The sequence below is a fragment of the Pseudomonas sp. B22129 genome, from assembly GCF_044218875.1.
GTDB lineage: Bacteria > Pseudomonadota > Gammaproteobacteria > Pseudomonadales > Pseudomonadaceae > Aquipseudomonas.
Genome location: NZ_CP162592.1, coordinates 1775599 through 1794510 on the forward strand (window position 1 = coordinate 1775599; position 18912 = coordinate 1794510).

At 62.4% G+C, this 18912-nt stretch carries 16 protein-coding genes; 12 read left to right on the forward strand and 4 right to left on the reverse strand.

Annotated elements, in window-relative coordinates; all coding sequences use genetic code 11:
* Nucleotides 1-149 precede the first annotated feature (149 nt).
* Together lgt and AB4P94_RS08060 are read left to right on the forward strand one after the other, a co-directional pair.
* Nucleotides 150-962 (forward strand): prolipoprotein diacylglyceryl transferase, encoded by an 813-nt coding sequence (gene lgt / locus AB4P94_RS08055; RefSeq protein WP_395610109.1) that lies wholly within the window; start codon nt 150-152, stop codon nt 960-962.
* Between the two features lie 51 nt (nt 963-1013).
* On the forward strand, nt 1014-1847 hold the full coding sequence (locus AB4P94_RS08060) for a thymidylate synthase (protein WP_078739624.1): 834 nt from the start codon (nt 1014-1016) through the stop codon (nt 1845-1847).
* Nucleotides 1848-1850: 3 nt separating this feature from the next.
* Here the strand turns inward: AB4P94_RS08060 and AB4P94_RS08065 are convergent, their stop codons facing one another.
* The 3 genes from AB4P94_RS08065 to AB4P94_RS08075 form a co-directional block, all read right to left on the reverse strand.
* Nucleotides 1851-2612: an SDR family NAD(P)-dependent oxidoreductase gene (locus AB4P94_RS08065; RefSeq protein WP_395610110.1), complete on the reverse strand. Its 762-nt coding sequence runs from the start codon at nt 2610-2612 to the stop codon at nt 1851-1853.
* Between the two features lie 154 nt (nt 2613-2766).
* Nucleotides 2767-3723 carry a C-terminal binding protein gene (locus AB4P94_RS08070; protein ID WP_395610111.1) on the reverse strand — a complete coding sequence of 319 codons (957 nt, stop codon included), beginning with the start codon at nt 3721-3723 and terminating at the stop codon, nt 2767-2769.
* Nucleotides 3720-4862 (reverse strand): fumarylacetoacetate hydrolase family protein, encoded by a 1143-nt coding sequence (locus tag AB4P94_RS08075; protein WP_395610112.1) that lies wholly within the window; start codon nt 4860-4862, stop codon nt 3720-3722. The genes AB4P94_RS08070 and AB4P94_RS08075 overlap by 4 nt, the downstream gene beginning before the upstream one ends.
* Before the next feature lie 288 nt (nt 4863-5150).
* Between AB4P94_RS08075 and AB4P94_RS08080 the strand changes: the two genes are divergently transcribed.
* The 9 genes from AB4P94_RS08080 to AB4P94_RS08120 all read left to right on the forward strand — a co-directional run bounded on the left by AB4P94_RS08080 (nt 5151) and on the right by AB4P94_RS08120 (nt 15721).
* The gene (locus AB4P94_RS08080; RefSeq protein ID WP_395610113.1) at nt 5151-6635 is read left to right on the forward strand and encodes an aldehyde dehydrogenase family protein; all 1485 of its coding nucleotides are present in this window, start codon (nt 5151-5153) and stop codon (nt 6633-6635) included.
* Between the two features lie 3 nt (nt 6636-6638).
* Complete coding sequence (gene xylB, locus AB4P94_RS08085; protein WP_395610114.1) at nt 6639-8138, forward strand: xylulokinase; 1500 nt, start codon at nt 6639-6641, stop codon at nt 8136-8138.
* An 11-nt stretch (nt 8139-8149) separates the two neighbouring features.
* Entirely contained in the window at nt 8150-8824 is a 675-nt protein-coding gene (locus tag AB4P94_RS08090) for an HAD family hydrolase (protein WP_395610115.1), read from the forward strand.
* On the forward strand, nt 8821-9660 hold the full coding sequence (locus AB4P94_RS08095; protein ID WP_395610116.1) for a MurR/RpiR family transcriptional regulator: 840 nt from the start codon (nt 8821-8823) through the stop codon (nt 9658-9660). Before AB4P94_RS08090 ends, AB4P94_RS08095 begins: the two co-directional genes overlap by 4 nt.
* Nucleotides 9661-9682: 22 nt before the next feature.
* Complete coding sequence (gene rpiA / locus AB4P94_RS08100) at nt 9683-10393, forward strand: ribose 5-phosphate isomerase A (protein ID WP_395610117.1); 711 nt, start codon at nt 9683-9685, stop codon at nt 10391-10393.
* A gap of 88 nt (nt 10394-10481) precedes the next feature.
* Nucleotides 10482-11570 (forward strand): sugar ABC transporter substrate-binding protein, encoded by a 1089-nt coding sequence (locus AB4P94_RS08105; protein ID WP_395610118.1) that lies wholly within the window; start codon nt 10482-10484, stop codon nt 11568-11570.
* Nucleotides 11571-11641: 71 nt separating this feature from the next.
* The gene (locus AB4P94_RS08110) at nt 11642-13150 is read left to right on the forward strand and encodes a sugar ABC transporter ATP-binding protein (protein WP_395610119.1); all 1509 of its coding nucleotides are present in this window, start codon (nt 11642-11644) and stop codon (nt 13148-13150) included.
* Nucleotides 13151-13176: 26 nt separating this feature from the next.
* Complete coding sequence (locus AB4P94_RS08115) at nt 13177-14175, forward strand: ABC transporter permease (protein WP_395610120.1); 999 nt, start codon at nt 13177-13179, stop codon at nt 14173-14175.
* A gap of 25 nt (nt 14176-14200) precedes the next feature.
* Complete coding sequence (locus AB4P94_RS08120; protein ID WP_395610121.1) at nt 14201-15721, forward strand: aldehyde dehydrogenase (NADP(+)); 1521 nt, start codon at nt 14201-14203, stop codon at nt 15719-15721.
* 406 nt (nt 15722-16127) lie between these two features.
* Here the strand turns inward: AB4P94_RS08120 and cadR are convergent, their stop codons facing one another.
* Nucleotides 16128-16568, reverse strand: coding sequence for a Cd(II)/Pb(II)-responsive transcriptional regulator (cadR, locus tag AB4P94_RS08125; protein ID WP_395610122.1), 441 nt, complete (start codon nt 16566-16568; stop codon nt 16128-16130).
* Between the two features lie 85 nt (nt 16569-16653).
* Here cadR and AB4P94_RS08130 point away from each other — a divergent pair, with 85 nt between their 5' ends.
* Nucleotides 16654-18906: a heavy metal translocating P-type ATPase gene (locus AB4P94_RS08130; RefSeq protein ID WP_395610123.1), complete on the forward strand. Its 2253-nt coding sequence runs from the start codon at nt 16654-16656 to the stop codon at nt 18904-18906.
* The last annotated feature ends 6 nt before the right edge of the window (nt 18907-18912 follow it).

Genomic DNA, 18912 nt, shown 5'->3' on the forward strand with positions numbered 1-18912 from the left:
AGTTGGGCCGCACGCCTTCCATCCGTTAACATGCCAGCCTATTTGGCGTGTGCGAACTTCTTAATTTGATATAGCGGCTGTAACGCAGGCTTAATCGCACACCGGCATGGTCCGGTGCGCCATGACTAATGATTTAACGAGGAGTCGCAATGCTGCCTTACCCGCAGATCAACCCGGTGGCCGTGGCCATCGGTCCGCTGCAAATCCACTGGTACGGGTTGATGTACCTGATCGGCATCGGCGGTGCCTGGCTGCTGGCTTCCCGGCGCCTGAACCGCTTCGACCCGACCTGGACCAAGGAGAAGCTCTCCGACATGGTGTTCTGGATGTCGATGGGTGTCATCGTCGGCGGGCGCCTGGGGTATGTGCTGTTTTATGATCTGCCGGCCTACATCGCCAACCCGACGCTGATCTTTGAAGTGTGGAAGGGCGGCATGGCGTTCCACGGCGGTTTCGTCGGCGTGATGATCGCCGCTTGGTGGTTCGGCCGCCGTAACGGCAAGTCGTTCTTCCAGTTGATGGACTTTGTGGCACCGTTCGTGCCGATCGGGCTGGGCGCGGGGCGTATCGGTAACTTCATCAATGCCGAATTGTGGGGCAAACCGAGTGACGTGCCGTGGGCCATGGTGTTCCCGCCATTCAGTGACCCCGCGCAACTGTCGCGCCACCCGTCGCAGCTCTACCAGTTCGCGTTGGAAGGCGTGGCGCTGTTCCTGATCCTCTATATCTTCTCGCGCAAGCCGCGCCCGACCATGGCCGTGTCCGGCATGTTCGCGCTGTTCTACGGGATCTTCCGCTTTATCGTCGAGTTCGTCCGCGTGCCCGATGCACAGCTGGGCTACCTGGCGTGGGGCTGGGTGACCATGGGTCAGATTCTCAGCCTGCCGATGATCATCGCTGGCCTGGGCCTGCTGTGGTGGGCTTACAATCGTCCGCAGCCGATCAAGAACGCCGCGCTTTAAACTCGAACGCCGGGGCTTGCGAGCCCCGGCTTCTTTGATACAGGTACACACATGAAGCAATATCTCGAACTACTGAACGACGTCGTGACCAATGGATTGACCAAGGGCGATCGCACCGGCACCGGCACCAAAGCCGTGTTTGCCCGTCAGTATCGGCATAACCTGGCCGACGGCTTCCCGCTGCTGACCACGAAAAAGCTTCATTTCAAAAGCATCGCCAATGAATTGATCTGGATGTTGAGCGGCAATACCAACATCAAGTGGCTCAATGAAAACGGCGTGAAAATCTGGGACGAATGGGCCACCGAAGACGGCGACCTGGGCCCGGTCTACGGCGAGCAATGGACCGCCTGGCCGACCAAGGACGGCGGCACGATCAACCAGATCGACTACATGGTCGACACGTTGAAGAACAACCCCAACAGCCGCCGCATCCTGTTCCACGGCTGGAACGTCGAATACCTGCCGGACGAAACCAAGAGCCCGCAGCAAAACGCGCGCGACGGCAAGCAAGCCCTGCCGCCATGCCACCTGCTGTACCAGGCGTTCGTGCACGACGGCCACCTGTCGATGCAGCTGTATATCCGCAGCTCCGACGTGTTCCTCGGCCTGCCGTACAACACCGCCGCCCTGGCGCTGCTGACCCATATGCTGGCCCAACAGTGCGACCTGATCCCTCACGAGATCATCGTCACCACCGGCGACACCCACGCCTACAGCAACCACATGGAACAGATCCGCACCCAACTGGCGCGCACGCCGAAAAAGTTGCCGGAACTGGTGATCAAGCGCAAACCGGCGTCGATCTACGACTACAAGTTCGAAGACTTCGAAATCGTCGGCTACGACGCCGACCCCAGCATCAAGGCCGACGTCGCCATCTGACGCCTAGATGCAGGTGTAGCCCGCATCCGCATTGATGATCGAGCCTGTGAGCAGGCTCGACGCATCGGAAGCGAGAAACTGCACCAGCGACGCCACTTCATGGGGCTGGCCCATGCGCCCGGCGGGGGTCATGTCCAGCCAGCGCTGAATCAACCCCGGCTGGCTTTCCAGGCCATGCAGCAAGGGCGTTTCGATATAGGTCGGCGCCACTGCATTCACCCGCACCCCACGTTTTGCCCACTCCACCGCCAATGACTTGGTCAATTGGTGCACGCCCGCCTTTGACGCGTTGTAGTGGCATTGCGGCTGCGGCACATTCACCACCTGCCCCGACATCGACCCGATATTGATCACCGACCCGCGCCCGGCTTCCAGCATGCGCCGGCCAAACCCCCGGCAGGTGCGGAACACGCCGGTGAGGTTGACGGTGATGACCTTGTCCCATTCCTCGTCGGTCATTTCCTCAGCCGGGGTGTTGGTGACGATACCGGCGTTGCACACCAGAATATCCAGCGGCGGCAGCGACGTCGCCAGGGCGTTGATCGCGGCGCTGTTCGTCACATCCAAGGCTTCGGCGCGGGCGGCATAGCCTTTCTCGATCAACTGCTGTGCGGTAGTCATCGCCCGGGCGTGCAGGATATCGGTGCAGATCACCTCAGCCCCGGTCGCCGCCAGCGCTTCAGCAATCGCCGCCCCAATGCCCTGACCGGCGCCGGTCACCAGCGCCAGCTTGCCGTTCAGCGCCTGTTTTTCCGAATAATTCATTGATCGTCCCTCAACACACAAATGGAAAAGCAGTTGCGCGCACTGCCCTTGTGGCGAGCGGGCTTGCCCCGCGTTGGGTTGCGCAGCGACCCCAAAAATGGGACTGCTGCGCAGTCCAACGCGGGGCAAGCCCGCTCGCCACAGAGGCCTATGTTCAGGTCAGCGCACAGCGCAATGCCTCACCGCGCAGCCCGCGCAAGGCTTCCTCACTGGCCAACCGCTGCAACGCATCCACCGACGCATCGGAAAAAAACGCTGCATGGGGTGACACCAACAAATGCGGGGCCTTACGCAACGGCGAATCCGCCGGCAATGGCTCTTTCTCGAACACATCCAGCCCCGCCCCCGACAACTGCCCGCTGACCAGTGCCTGAGCCAGCGCCGTCTCGTCGATCAAACCACCCCGGGAACAGTTGATGAGAATAGCGCCCCTGGGCATCCGCGCGATGGCCTCGGCATCAATCACGTGGCGCGTTTCCGGCGTGAGCGGCACATGCAGCGACAGCACGTTGGCGCAGGCAATCACTTCGGCCCGCGACATTGGCTCAATTCCGGATTCTCGCGCCTGCTGGTTGGTGACGTAAGGGTCGTAACCCACAATCGTGCAACCAAATGCCGCCATGCGTGACGCAAACGCACGGGCAATACGGCCCAGGCCGATCAGGCCGACGGTGGTGTCGCGCAGGGAGCGCACGCCATCGACCATCTGCGCGATCTTCCACTCGCCATTGCGAATGCCGCTGCCGTAATGATCGAGCTTGCGCGCCAGCGCCAGGGTCATCGCGGCGGCGTGGTCGGCCACCTCTTCAACGCCATAATCCGGCACGTTGCACACCCGAATCCCCAGCTCTTTGGCCGCCGCGAGGTCGACGTTATCCACGCCGACGCCATAGCGCACCACCACCGCACCCGGAGCCATGGCCGCCATCACGCGATGGGTCATTGGCGCGAAGTTGTTGATCACCGCATGGGCGCCGCGCACGGCTTCCAGGGTCTCGTCTTCGCTGCGGCACTGGTGCTCGAAGAACTGTGCGCCGACGAGTGCAGCGGCGGCCTGTTCATGGCGCGTGTTGCCGAACGCCTGGTCGGTCACTACAAACTTCTGGCTCATAGCAGCCCCCGTTTTGCCAGGTTGCGCATCAACGCGCGGGTGCCGTAGGTCCAGGGCGCGGCTTCGTCGGAGTACACGACGGTATTGCGCAAGGTGCCCAGCAGTGGCGAGGAAATTTCCACCAGATCACCGGCCTTGTGGGTAAAGCCCGAACCCTTTTTCTCGCGGTCCTGGGTCGGCGCAAACATGGTGCCCAGAAACAGCATGAAACCGTCCGGGTATTGGTGGGATTTGTTGCGGGTCTGCTCGACCAGGTTCGCCGGCTTGCGGCTGATCTCGGCCATGTTCGAACCGCCGGACATTTCAAAGCCGTCGAGGCCGCTGACCGACAGGGTCAGGGTGGCGTTTTCAATGTCGGTCAGGGTGAAGTGCTCATCGAACAGGCGAATAAACGGTCCGATGGAGCACGAGGCATTGTTGTCCTTGGCCTTGCCCAGCAGCAGCGCGGAACGGCCTTCCACGTCCCGCAGGTTCACGTCATTGCCGAGGGTGGCGCCGCGAATGTTGCCTTGGCTGTCGACCGCCAGCACCACTTCGGGCTCGGGGTTGTTCCACTCGGAAATACGGTTGATGCCCACCTGCGCGCCGTAACCGACCGCCGCCATGGGCTGGGATTTGGTGAACACCTCGGCGTCCGGGCCGATACCCACTTCCAGATACTGCGACCACAAGCCTTCGGCAATCAGCGCGGCCTTGATCTCGGCCGCCTTGGCGGAACCGGCCTGCACATTCGACAGGCTGTCGCCGATCAACGAGCCGATCAGCGCGCGCAGTTCATTGGCGCGGCCAGGGTCGCCCGCCGTGCGTTCATCGATTACGCGTTCGACCATACTTCTGGCAAAGGTCACGCCGCAGGCCTTCAGCGCCTGGAAGTCGCAGGGCGCGAGCAGGCAAGGGCGGTCCGAGTGATAGCCCATCTCGGAGGGTTCAAGGATCAAGTCTGCGAGGTCGCCCACCGGCTCACCGGCCAGGGTGTCGAAGCGTTCGGCAGGGTTGTTGTCGAGGAAATCGGCCATGGACACCACCGACGGCGTGACGTCGATCAGCACGTTTTCGCGCAGGATCACCACACAAGGCCCCTTGCCGGGAAGCCAGACCCGACCGACCAATTTGGCGTGTTTAAGTGAGATGGGCAGCATGAGGGTGGTCCTTTATTGTTTGATATCTAGTAATGCTACGTTTCGATTTTGAGAGCGGTCAAGCGATCCTGCATGAAAGAAACTGCATTTTTCGCGATAAAAACCACGTTTTAAGACTAATTTGCTGAAAAATAAGGCGAATATTAAGTGTTTCAGGCGCTGGCGCACATTTATGGTGCAAAAGCTGTGTGGATGAATTTTCACCGGACTATTGCAAAAAGCTAGCAATACTATATTTTCGAATTAAGCGAGTGGTTCAACCGCCCAGACAGGTGACGGAGCAGTTCGATGCATAACAATAAGATTCACGGTGACACGATTGCCGCGCTGCAAGGCGCCTTGTTTATCGATGGTCAGCTGCGCAAAGGCGCTGGCGCCCAGTTGCCGGTCGAGAACCCCGCAACGGGTGAGGTGCTGGGGCATATCGCTGCTGCCACGCCGCAAGAGATCAACGAGACCGTGGCGGCTGCACGCCGTGCCTTTCTACTGTGGTCCCGCGAACTGCCCAAAACCCGCGCCAGTGCCTTGCATCGTTTGGGCGACCTGATCGCCGCCGATGCGCAGACCCTGGCACAGGTGATGACCGCCGAGCAGGGCAAGCCCGTCAATGAAGCCCGTGGCGAAGTGCTCAAGCTCGCCGAGGCTTGCCACTTCTATGCAGAAGAAGCCACCCGCGTGCACGGCGAGATCGTACCCAACGACCAACCGGGTTTCCAAAGCCTGGTGGTGCGCGAGCCGATTGGGGTAGTCGCTGCGATTACGCCATGGAACTACCCGGCAGAGCTGGTCGGCTGGAAGCTCTGCGCGAGCCTGGCCGCCGGTTGCACCATCGTCATCAAACCCGCCGAACTGACCCCGTTCACCGCGCTGGCCATTGCGCAAAAATGCATCGACGCCGGGATTCCCGCAGGCGTGGTCAATGTGCTGACCGGCAAGGGCTCGGTGGTCGGCCAGGCGCTGGTCGAACACCCGGATGTCAGCAAAGTCGCGTTCACCGGCTCCAGTGCCGTGGGCCTGCACATCCAGCGCAGTTGCCCGCAGGTCAAGCGCCTGTCCCTGGAACTGGGCGGCAACTGCCCGATGGTGGTCACCGCCAGCGCCGATGTCGCCGCCGCCGTCAAAGGTGCCACCCGCCGCAGCTTCCGCAATTGCGGGCAGATCTGCATCGCGATCAACCGCATTTATGTGCACCGTTCAATTTACGAAGATTTCGTCACCCAACTGGGCGCCGCCGCCGAGGCGCTGACCGTGCGCAACGGTCTGGAAAACCCCGGCGCCGATTTGGGCGCAATGGCCTCCGCTGAACCCTTGAACAAAACCCGCGCCCACCTCGAAGACGCGCTGGCCAAAGGCGCGCGCCTGGTCACTGGCGGCAAGGCACCTGAAGGTGAGGAGTTCGCCCACGGGCATTTCTTCCGTCCTACAGTCGTCGCCGATTGCACTCACGAGATGCTGGTGATGAGCGAAGAAACCTTCGGCCCGCTGGTGGGTGTCGCGCCGTTCGATGACCTCGCCGAAGCCGTGCACCTGGCCAACGACACGCCTTATGGGCTGGCCTCCTATGTGTACGCCCGTGACCTGGTGGACATCCACACCCTGTCGGCGCAGCTCGATTACGGCAACGTGGCGATCAATAACGTCGACGCCGGGATCATGAATGCGCCCTACGGTGGCCGCAAACAAAGTGGCGTGGGTTACGAACACGGGCGCGAAGGGCTGCTGGAGTACTTCAACTTCAAGCATGTTCGCCTGCACCACGGCGTCGGGAATTGAGCCATGCAGGCCCTTATTGGTATCGACATCGGCACCTCCGGGTGCAAGGCGTTGCTGCTGGACGCCCATGGCGCGGTGATTGCCGCTGACACGGCGACCTATCCGCTGTCCCAACCCCGGCCCGGCTGGACCGAGCAAGACCCTGAACTGTGGATCGACGGCGCCCGCCGTGCGATTGCCGGGGTACTGGCCAAGGCGCCCGGTGTGGAGTTGCTGGCGGTGGGTTTGTCCGGCCAGATGCACGGGCTGGTGCCGCTCGACGCCGCGCAACAAGTCCTGCGCCCGGCGATCCTGTGGAACGACCAGCGCAATGCCGCCGAATGCGAGTGGATCACCCAGACGGCCGGTGGCCTTGAAGGCCTGCTGGCCGCCACCGACAACCGCATGCTGGTGGGCTACACCGGCGGCAAGATTGTGTGGATGCAACGTCATGAACCCGAGTTGTTCGCGCGGCTGACCACGGTGCTCAACCCCAAGGATTATTTGCGCCTGCGCCTGACCGGTGAAATCGCCAGTGAAGTGTCGGATGCATCGGGCACCGGCCTGTTCAATGTACGTTCGCGGCAGTGGGCGACGGGGCTGGTGGAGACGTTGGGGATTGATCCCGCGTTGCTGCCACCGGTGTTTGAATCCCAAGTGATTTCCGGCCGGGTCAGCGCCCAAGGCGCCCAGCTGTTTGGCCTGCCGGTGGGCACGCCAGTGGCCGGTGGCGGCGGCGATTCAGTGATCCAGACCCTCGGCTCCGGTGTGATCGCGCCGGGCGAATTGCAAACCACCATCGGCACTGCCGGCATACTCGCCGCTGCGCTGGACACCCCCCAGGACAACCCCGACGGCCGCCTGCAGATCTTCTGCAACGTCGCCGCCGACAAGTGGCATTGCATGGGCGTGTCGCTGAACGCTGGCGGTTCGATGAACTGGTTTCGCGACACCTTCTGCGCTGGCGTGCCTTTCGAGCAGATCGCTGCCGAAGCTGCCGACAGCCCGCCCGGCGCCCATGGCCTGCTGTTTTTGCCTTACCTCAATGGCGAGCGCTGCCCCTATCCCGACCCGGTTCTGCGGGCCGCCTTTATCGGCCTCACTGGCCGCCATCAACGCGGTGATATGGCCCGCGCCGTGATGGAAGGCTCGGTCTACGCCCTTGCCGACATGTACGCGCTGATGCGCCCGCTGGGCATTGCCGGGCAGGTGATCAAGGCGTCCGGTGGCGGTGCGCGTTCGGTGCTGTGGCGCCAGTTGCAGGCGGACATTTTCGGCTGCGACGTGGTGACCACCGAGGGTGCGGCCGAGGGCGCTGCGTTCGGCGCGGCGCTGGTGGCCGGGCTGGCAGTGAATGTATGGCCCGACGCGGCAAGTGCCGCCGCCAGTTGCCGTGCGATGACCCGCCAGGCGCCCAATGGCGCCACGGCCGAGGTTCACGCTCAGGCCCACCGCATCTATCGCCATTTGTACCCGACGCTCAGGGAAACCTTTGTTGAGCTCGGCGCCCCTCTTTTCGATTAGGAGTCTTTTTCATGGCCGTCTATAACGCGCTGATTTTTGATCTCGACGGGACGCTGATCGACAGTGCCTGCGATATCGCGAAGGCCCTGAATGTCGGCTTCATGCTGAACGGCTGGCCGGAACTGGACCCGGATCACGTGGAAGCCTTCCTCGGCAACGGCCCGCGGCGCTTGATCGTCGACATCCTCGAAGACCTGGATATTCCCTACACCGAGGCCCAGGTGCAGCGCGCGTTTGAAGGCTACTTGCAGGCCTATATGGACGACCCGGCCGGGCGCACGCGGTTCTATCCCCATGTGCGCGAAGACCTGATGGCGCTGCGCGAAGCCGGGATTCGCCTGGGCATTTGCACCAACAAAAACCACGCCGTCACCGGCAAGGTCCTGCAGCAACTGGGCCTGGCGGATTTGTTCGACGCGGCGATCGGTGCCGACGCCGTGCCCGCCTGCAAACCCGACCCCGGCCACTTGCTCGCGGTCGCCGACGCCATGGCGCTGGCCGATGGCACGTGGGCTTATGTGGGTGACACCCGCGTCGACCAACAAACCGCGCGCGCTGCCGGTGTCGCCTTTTTTGTGGTGCCGTGGGGCGGTGGCCCGCTGGTGGAGATTTCTGCGGCGCAGCGCTTGAACCGTTTGGCTGATCTGTTACAACGCAGCCCACCCATCGCCAAGGAGCGCATATGAGCGACAGTTTGCTGCAACGCATCATTGATGAAAGCAAGAACATGCACCGCGCCGAGCGCCGGGTGGCCAATTTCGTCTCCACCTCGCCGTCCAAAGTGCTGCAGATGAGCATGGCCAAATTGTCGGAAACCTGTTCGGTCAGCGACCCGACCGTGATGCGGTTCTGCCGGCGTTTCGGTTTCGAGAGCTATCAGGCCTTGAAGCTGCACCTGGTGCAGAGCCTGGTGCCGTCGGCGCCGTTTGCCTACGAGCAGATCATCCCGGATGACAGCATCGACAACATTGTGCGCAAGACCTGCCGCAATTCGCTGAACGCGATCCAGCGTCTGGAAGAAGACCTGGAGCCGGAAAAGGTCGCCGAAGCCGCGCAGTTGTTGCAAGCCGCGAGCTGGGTAGGCATCTACGCCACCGGCATTTCGGTGGTCAACGCGCTGGACGCCGAGCACAAGTTCCAGCGCCTGGGCATGCGCTGCCAGGCCTTGCTGGGTGGCAAGCGCCAGGAAATGCACGCCGAAGGCGCGCGCAGCGGTGAAGTCGCGCTGATCTTTTCGCAATCGGGGCACACCCGGCAGATGGTCGACATGGCCATTGCCGCGCGCAAGGCCGGGGCCAAAGTGGTGTCGATTGCCGCCGATGACAGCCCGCTGGCGAAAGTCTCTGACGTGCTGATCGCCGTGAAACCCTACGAACACACCGAACTGATGACGCCCTTGGCATCACGGCTCAACCACCATTTGGTCACCAACATGTTGGTGGCGGCCATTGCCATCGCCAGCGGCAGTCAGTTCCCCGATCAACTGACCGCCCTCGATTCCTGGCGTACCGACAAAATTTAAACCCCGATCCGTGGAGCAGGTAATGAGCAATCAACAGAACGAAGCCAAGAAGGTCGCCGCCCGCCGGGTGATCGAGGAATTTGTGCGCGATGGCATGAAGCTGGGCCTGGGCTCCGGGACCACCTCGCATTTCTTCGTTCGCGAGCTGGGCAAGCACGTGGCCAACGGCTTGAAACTGACCTGCACCACCACCTCGCGATCCACTAATGACGTGGCGCGGGAAGTCGGCATCGAAATTACCGACCCCAACGACATCGGCGAGCTGGACCTGACCGTCGACGGCCCTGACGAAATCGACCGCCAGTTCAACATGATCAAGGGCGGCGGCGCCTGCCTGCTGTGGGAAAAGATCATCGCCCACGCCTCCAAACGCATGATCTGCGTGACCGACGAAACCAAGATCGTCGATAACCTGGGCGCCTTCCCGCTGCCGGTGGAAGTGGTGCAATTCGGCTGGAAGCAGACCGAGCGCCTGGTCCAGCGCGTGCTGGCCGAACACGGCATCCGCGACGTGCAGATCATCCGCCGCGAACGCAATGGCGAGACCGTGGTGACTGACAGCGGCAACTTCATCCTCGACTGCCATTGCGGCCCGGTGATCACCGACCCGGCGCCCCTGGAAATCGAGCTGAACCGAATCCCTGGCGTGGTGGAAAACGGCCTGTTCACCCGCGAGGCGGTGGGCATGGTAGTGGGCTGTTTTGACGGCACGTCCTACGTACAGATGCGCTGATTTCCCGATTTGTCTGGAGCTATACCGCACGACGCGTGAAGAAAGGAAAGACGTACTCAACCAACAATAATAAGTCGGAGTCACTTCCATGAAAAAAGTCGATTTTTCGAGCGTGAGCCGCCGCAGTGTCCTGGCAGGCGGTGTGGTACTGGGGTTGGGTTCGATGCTGGGGCGCACGGCCATGGCGCAGGCCCCGCTGTCGGTGGCCTATTCCAACAAGAGCCTGGATTACTACTTCTTCGTGATCCAGGAAGAGTCGGTCAAGCGCGCGGTGCAGGCGCAGGCCGGCAAGTTCCAGGCGACCAACGCCAGCTTCGACACCACCACCCAGCTCGGCCAATGGCAGAGCCTGATGCTGTCCCAGCCGTCGGCGATCATCTCCGACCCCATCGACAGCCAGGCCATCGTTTCGGCGATCAAGCGCTACAACCAACGCAAGATCCCGGTGGGCATCATCGACACCCCGGCCGACGGCGGCGACGTGGCGATCACCGTAAGCTTCGACAACTTCAAGGGCGGCGTGATGGCCGCTGAAGAAATCGTCAAACGCCTGGTGGCCAAATACGGCAGCCCCAAAGGCACCGTGCTCAACTGCTTCGGCGCCCTGGCGTCGGTGGCATGGCGCCTGCGCAAAGAGGGCATGGACTCGGTATTCGCCAAATACCCCGAGATCAAATACCTCGCACGGCCCACCGAAGGTCAGTTGGACAAGATGCAGTCGGTCACGCTCTCCACCCTCTCGGAATTCCCTGACCTGGACGCCGTGCACGCGCCGTCGGATTCGCCGTCACGCGGTATCGCCGCCGCGCTGAAGCAGAAAGACCGCTGGAAAAAAGTCGGCGAAAAAGGCCACGTCATCTTTATCAACATCGACGGCGAGCCGGTGGCGTTGGACTGGATCAAGGACGGCTACATGGACGGCTGCGTGTCCCAGGACCCGGTTGCCTACGGCCAGATCGCCGTGGAAATGATCACCAAGTACGCCCTCAACGGCCAGGCCGTGCCGCTGGGCACTTACCAGAACAAGGATTACTTCTGGGAAACCGGCGAGATCGTGCAGGGCAAAACCGGCCCGGCGCTGGTGATTCCGGCGTTCATGATCACCCCTGAAAACGCCGACGATAAACGCCACTGGGGCTACGTCGCGGAGAAGGTATGGGGCGTGGCTTCCAAGTGATGGGCCGTCGCGCGGCGTGAGCAACGGCTGGCGCGATGTTTATCCGACAAGGTGATGGTGAGAACAACAAAATGACCTTACACCCAACGCCCGACGACACGATCCTGAGCATCGAGAATGTCGCCAAAAGCTATGGCCCGGTCCGCGCCTTGCGCGGGGTGAGCACGCAAATCCGTCGCGGTTCGATCCACGGGCTGCTGGGGGAAAACGGCGCGGGCAAATCCACGCTGGTGGGGATTATTTCCGGGCAGGTCATTCCGACGTCCGGGCAGATCCTCATGAACGGGCAGCCGCTCAAGCAGGTGGACGTCAAGGTGATGGAGCAGGCCGGGGTATTCCTGGTGACCCAGGAGCCGATGATCATTGGCAACCTCACCGCCGCGGAAAACCTGATGCTCGGCATCTGGCCGACGCGCAATGGGCTGGTCGACTGGAAACAGTTGAACGCGGACGCGGCGCGCATGCTCGACGGTTCCGGCATCGACCCCAAAGCGCTCGCCGGGCAACTCGACGCCGTGGCGCGGCGCAAGCTGAACATCCTGCGGGCGATGTTTTCCGGGGGCAAGGTCATCATCCTCGATGAGCCGACCGCGTCACTGACTGTGGTCGACCGGCGCCAGTTGTTCGACTTCATGCTGCGCCTGAAAGGCGAGGGCGTGACCTTCATCTTCATTTCCCACTACAACGACGAAATCCTCGAAATCTGCGACGCGGTCACCGTGCTGCGCGACGGCGCCCTGGCGGGTACGCGTTCGGACATCACCGGGCTGACCTCCGAGCAGCTCACCGAGCTGGTGATCGGCCACGGCGTGCAGCTGTTCCAGCGCAAGCGCCGCGACCACAGCGGCAAGGCGCCGGCGATTTCCCTGCGCGGTGTGCGTGGCAAGTGGCTGGCGCTCGACAGCCTGGACATCGCGCCCGGCGAGGTGGTCGGTTTTACCGGGTTGCCCGGTGCAGGTGCGAAGGAAATGGCCCGGGCGATCTTCGGCCTGCACCCGGCCATCGGCACGCTGGCAATGAACGGCGAAGACGTGCGCCCACTGCCACGCTCCCCCAATGCGGCGTTCGAGGCGGGCATTGCCTACCTCTCCGACGACCGCCGCAAGGACGGCGCCGTGGGGCAGATGTCGATTGGCAGCAACATCGCCATGTCGTCCCTCGCCACGCGCAGCCGATTGGGCTTTATCGACGCCGATGCCGAGGCGTCGGTGATCAATCACTACTTTGCGGCGATGGGCGTCAAATCGCCCAATCCGGATTACTCGGTGAACACCCTCAGCGGCGGCAACCAGCAAAAGGTCTGCCTGGGCCGGGTGCTCGCGACCCAGCCACGCCTGTTGATGGTGGACGAGCCGACCCGTGGCATCGACATGGGCGTGAAGCAGGACGTGTTGCGCATCATCGACGAACTCAGTGATGCCGGCGTGGCGGTGATCATCGTGTCCAGCGACACCGATGAACTGGTGCGTGCGGTGGACCGGGTGTGCATCTTCGATCAGGGCACGATCAAGGAAACATTGACCGGAGAGGACATCTGCGTCGAGCGCATCCGCGCATCCGTACAAGGATCCAGCCGTTGAATAAGAAAAAGAGTGGAGACACGGGTATGAGTACTTTAGTGAAACCCGGCAACGGGGTAGCGCCTGCCGCAACCAAAATCAACGGCCCGGCCGTGCTGGGCTGGGTGCTGCACAACGTGGTGTGGATCTGGCTGATCGCGCTGGTGGCGGGCTTCGGCCTGTTCAACGAATTCTTCTTCACCCTGTTCAACCTGCAGAACGTGATGGTGCAAGCCACGGTGCTCGGCATGTTGGGGCTGGCGGTGGCGCTGCCGTTGCTCGTGGCGGAGATCGATTTGTCGATCCCGGCCAACGCCGGGTTCTCCTCGGCGGTGGGCGCACTGGCCTACTCCAGCTGGGGTTTGCCGTGGTACCTGGCGGTGATCATCGGCTTGCTGGTGGGCACCGCGATCGGCTTTTTCAACGGGCTGTGCATCACCCGGCTGAAAATGGTCTCGCTGATCGAAACCCTGGCGATGATGATCATCCTGCAAGGCGCGCTGCTGGCGCTGACCCAGGGCACCACGCTGACCAACATGGCGGACGGTTATATCTGGATCGGCCAGGTGACGATTGATGGCTGGCCGCTGATGCCCGTGGTGTTTCTGCTCGCGCTGGTGGTGATGGGCGTGGTGCTGCGCCGCACGGTGCTGGGCCGCTCGATCTATGCGGTGGGCGGCAACCCGATTGCGTCGAACTCGGCGGGCATCCGCGTGGACCGGGTGAAGATCATCACCTATACCATTTCGGGTTTTCTCGCGGCGGCGGCGGGCTTTCTGCTGGCGTCCTGGCAGATGGCGATTACCTCCAGCCAGGGTTCCAGCTACCTCTTGTATGCGATTGCGGCGCCGATCATCGGGGGCGTCAGTGTGTTCGGCGGGCGCGGTAACGTGAAAGGTGTACTGGGCGGCGTATTGTTGCTGACAGTGATCCAGGTCGGCCTGGCGATTGTGAATGTGCCGTCGTTTTATGTCGGCATGATCGGCGGCGTGATGATCTTTATCGCCGTGGCCATCGACGCCATTCGCGTGCGCTATTTCGGTTAAACCATTTCAACTTCGGGAAACGCCCATGTCTTTTACACCCCACGGCAAGCACCTGATCGCAGGCGTTTGGGTCGCCGGCGACAGCACCTTTTCCAATGCTCCGACTCAAGGCCCGGCCCAATCATTTTCGGCAGGCAGCATCGAGCTGGTGAACCGCGCCTGTGAGGCGGCGGAAGCGGCGTTCTGGAGCTTCGGTTATTCGAGCCGCGAGGCGCGTGCCGAATTGTTGAACGCCATCGCCGATGAGATCGAAGCGCGTGCGGCGATCATCACCACCGTTGGTTCGCTGGAAACCGGCCTGCCGGAAGGGCGCCTGCAGGGTGAACGGGGGCGCACTGTGGGGCAGTTGCGTTTGTTCGCCTCGCATATCCTCGCGGGGGACTACCTCGACCGTCGTCACGATGTGCCATTGCCGGATCGCCAGCCGCTGCCGCGCCCGGACATTCGCTTGATCCAGCGCCCGATCGGGCCAGTGGCGGTGTTTGGTGCGTCGAACTTTCCGCTGGCGTTTTCCACGGCCGGCGGTGACGTGGCGTCGGCACTGGCTGCGGGTTGCCCGGTGGTGGTGAAGGGGCATGAGGCGCATCCCGGCACCAGCGAAATCGTGGCTGAGGCGATTCATGCGGCGATCAAGAAATGCGATGTGCACCCCGGCGTCTTCAGCCTGGTGCACGGCGGCTCGCGGGCAGTGGGGCAACGGCTGGTGCAGCATCCGCTGATCAAGGCGGTGGGCTTTACCGGTTCGTTGGGCGCGGGCAGGGCGCTGTTTGATCTGTGCGCCAAGCGGTTTGAGCCGATTCCGTTTTTTGGCGAGCTGGGTTCGGTCAACCCCATGTTCCTGATGCCCCACGCGGTGGCCGCGCGCGGTTTGGACATTGCCAAGGGCTGGGCGGGTTCATTGACGATGGGCGCTGGCCAGTTCTGCACCAACCCCGGCGTGGCCGTGCTGGTTGAAGGCGAAGCGGCCAATGCGTTTATCGAGGCGGCGGTCAGCGCGCTGGCACCGGTTGGCGCCCAGGTGATGCTGACCGAAGGCATTGCCGCTGCTTATCGTGATGGCCGTGACCGCGTGGCGAATGCGGTAGGCGTGCGTGAAGTGTTATCCACAAGCTGTGAGTTGCGCCAGGCCATGCCGTATCTGTTCGCCACCACGGGCCGCGAATGGCTGGCCAATGCTTCGTTGGGCCATGAAGTGTTCGGGCCTTTGGGGTTGGTGGTGACAGTGAAGGATGGCGACGAATTGCTGGAGGTCGCGCGGTCGCTGGAAGGGCAACTGACATGCACGGTTCATATGGATAAGGAGGACAGCGCCGAGGTCAGCCGCCTGCTGCCGATTCTGGAGCGCAAGGCCGGGCGTATCCTCGCCAATGGCTTCCCGACCGGTGTGGAAGTGAGTGAGGCGATGGTGCACGGCGGGCCGTATCCGGCGTCGACCAACTTCGGCGCTACCTCGGTGGGCACCATGGCCATCCGCCGGTTCCTGCGGCCGGTGAGCTACCAGAACATCCCCGAGGCGTTGTTACCCGAGGACCTGCAACAACAGTAAATGACTGTGGGAGCTGGCTTGCCTGCGATGGCGGTGGGCCCAGGCAACCCTCTATCGACTGTGCTGCCGTCTTCGCAGGCAAGCCAGCTCCCACATTGGTTCTTCATCGCTGGCGATAAAGCGCCCGGCAAGCTGGCCCTGCTGATAGAGATCTTCCCAACACAGCAAGTCTCCTGTGGGAGCTGGCTTGCCTGCGATGGCAGTAGGGCAGGCAGCCCCTCTATCGCCTGTGCCGCCGTTTTCGCAGGCAAGCCAGCTCCCACATTGGTTCTTCATTGCTGGCGAGAAAGCGCCCGGCAAGCTGGCCCTGCTGATAGAGATCTTCCCAACACAGCAAGTCTCCTGTGGGAGCTGTCGAGCTTTAGCGAGGCTGCGAAGGCGGACTGCGGGGCGCCATCAATCTGGCTTAGTGCCCATGACTGCGGCCCACATGGGAGTGTTCGGCCTCGCTGGCCTGTACTCCACCACTGACTTCCAGCCGCTGCAAAATCCCGCACTGCTCCCCGCCGCCGCAACGCTGGCGCAGGTCGAGTAACTGTTCCTGCAAGGCCAGCAACCCGTCGATCCGCGCCTTGACATGGTGGATGTGCTCGTCGATCAACGCATTCACGCTTTCGCACTGGTCCTGCGGGCTGTCGCGCAGGCCCAGCAGGCTGCGAATTTCTTCGAGGGTCATGTCCAGGCTGCGGCAGTTGCGGATAAAGATCAGCCGCTCGGTGTGCGCCTGGGTGTACACGCGGTAGTTGGCGTCCGTGCGGGCCGGGGGTGGCAGCAGGCCTTCTTTCTCGTAATACCGGATGGTTTCCACCTGACAGTCGGTCAGTTTGGCCAATTCGCCGATCTTCATCGCAGCAATCTCCAAATGGGTGCTTGACCCTATAGTGGCTACAGGGTCTTTACTTGGCAACAGGCACCTTTACGGACGCGACAGAATGAGCGATTCCCTCCACACCCCGCATAAGCACGATCATGATCACGATCATGCCCCGAAGAAACTCACGCCTGTGCATGACCACGGTCACGGCGGTTCTTGCTGCTCCAGCAAGGTGGCACCTGCCGTAGTGACGCTGAGCGAGGCGCCCACCGCCGGCTCGCGCCTGAGCACCTTCCGCATCGAAGCCATGGACTGCCCCACCGAGCAGACGCTGATCCAGAACAAGCTGGGCAAGCTCGCTGGCGTGCAGCAGTTGGAATTCAACCTGATCAACCGCATCCTCGGCGTCACCCACGACCTGCCGAGCACCGCGCCGATCGTTGACGCGATCAAATCCCTCGGCATGCAAGCCGACCCCATCGAAGACGGCACGCCCGCCGCTGAACCACCGGCCAAGAAACACTGGTGGCCGCTGGCGGTGTCCGGCGTGGGCGCGTTGGGCGCCGAAGTGCTGCACTTCACCAGTGCCGCACCGACTTGGGTGATTGCATTGGTTGCGCTGGTCTCGATCCTCAGCGGCGGCCTCACCACCTACAAAAAGGGCTGGATTGCCCTGAAAAACCTCAACCTGAACATCAATGCCTTGATGAGCATCGCCGTCACTGGTGCGGTGTTGATCGGCCAGTGGCCGGAAGCAGCCATGGTGATGTTCCTGTTTACCGTGGCCGAGCTGATCGAAGCCAAGTCCCTGGACCGTGCGCGCAACGCCATCAGCGGCTTGATGCAGATGACGCCCGAACAGGCCACGGTGCAGCAAGCCGACGGTTCGTGGGCTGAACAGGAAGCCAAAAGCATCGATCTTGGCGCTATCGTGCGGGTAAAACCTGGCGAACGCATCGGCCTGGACGGTGAAGTCACCGCCGGCCAGTCCACCATCGACCAGGCGCCGATTACCGGCGAAAGCCTGCCGATTGAAAAGACCGTGGGCGATAAAGTCTTTGCGGGCACCATCAACCAGGCGGGTTCGCTGGAATATAAAGTCACCGCAGCGGCCAACAACTCGACACTGGCGCGGATCATCCACGCTGTGGAACAAGCCCAGGGCGCGCGGGCCCCGACCCAGCGCTTTGTCGACAGCTTTTCGAAGATCTATACCCCGGCGGTGTTCCTGTTTGCCCTCGGCGTGGCGGTGATTCCGCCGCTGTTCATGGCTGGCGCGTGGTTTGACTGGATCTACCGCGCGCTGGTGCTGCTGGTGGTCGCGTGCCCTTGCGCACTGGTGATTTCCACCCCGGTGACCATCGTCAGCGGCCTCGCGGCGGCGGCGCGCAAAGGCATCCTGATCAAGGGTGGCGTATACCTGGAGGGCGGTTACAAGCTCGACTACCTGGCCCTCGACAAGACCGGCACCATCACCCATGGCAAACCGGTGCAAACCGATTACCTGGCGCTGTTCCCGAACATCGAAGACAGCGCACCTGCCTTGGCTGCGAGTTTGGCCGGGCGTTCCGATCACCCGGTTTCTCTCGCCATCGCCAACGCGGCTGTGGATAAAAACCTGCCCGCCCACGTTGTGGATAACTTCGAGGCCCTGGCCGGTCGCGGTGTGCGCGGCGACATCAACGGCGAAACCTACCACTTGGGCAACCACCGGCTGGTGGAAGACCTCGGCCTGTGCTCGCCGGCCCTGGAAGAAAAACTCTTCGCCCTGGAAAAACAAGGCAAGTCCGTGGTGCTGTTGCTCGACAAGTCCGGCCCGCTGGCGCTGTTCGCCGTGGCCGACACCGTCAAGGACAGCAGCCGCGAAGCCATCCAGCAACTGCACGAGCTGGGCATCAAAACCCTGATGCTCACCGGCGACAATACCCACACCGCCCAGGCGATTGCGGCTCAGGTTGGCATCGACCAGGCCCAGGGCGACCTGCTGCCCACCGACAAACTGCAAGCCATCGAAAGCCTCTACGGCAAAGGCCGCCGCGTGGGCATGGTCGGCGACGGCATCAACGACGCCCCGGCCCTGGCCCGCGCTGAAATCGGTTTTGCCATGGCCGCAGCGGGCACCGACACCGCCATCGAGACCGCCGACGTGGCGTTGATGGACGATGATTTGCGCAAGATTCCGGCTTTCATTCGGCTCTCCAGGCAAACGTCGAGTATCCTCAAGCAGAACATCGCCCTGGCGCTGGTGATCAAGGCGATCTTCCTCGCGGTCACGTTCCTGGGCATGGCGACCATGTGGATGGCGGTGTTCGCCGACATGGGCGTGAGCCTGCTGGTGGTGTTCAATGGCCTGCGCCTGTTGCGCAAATAAACGATG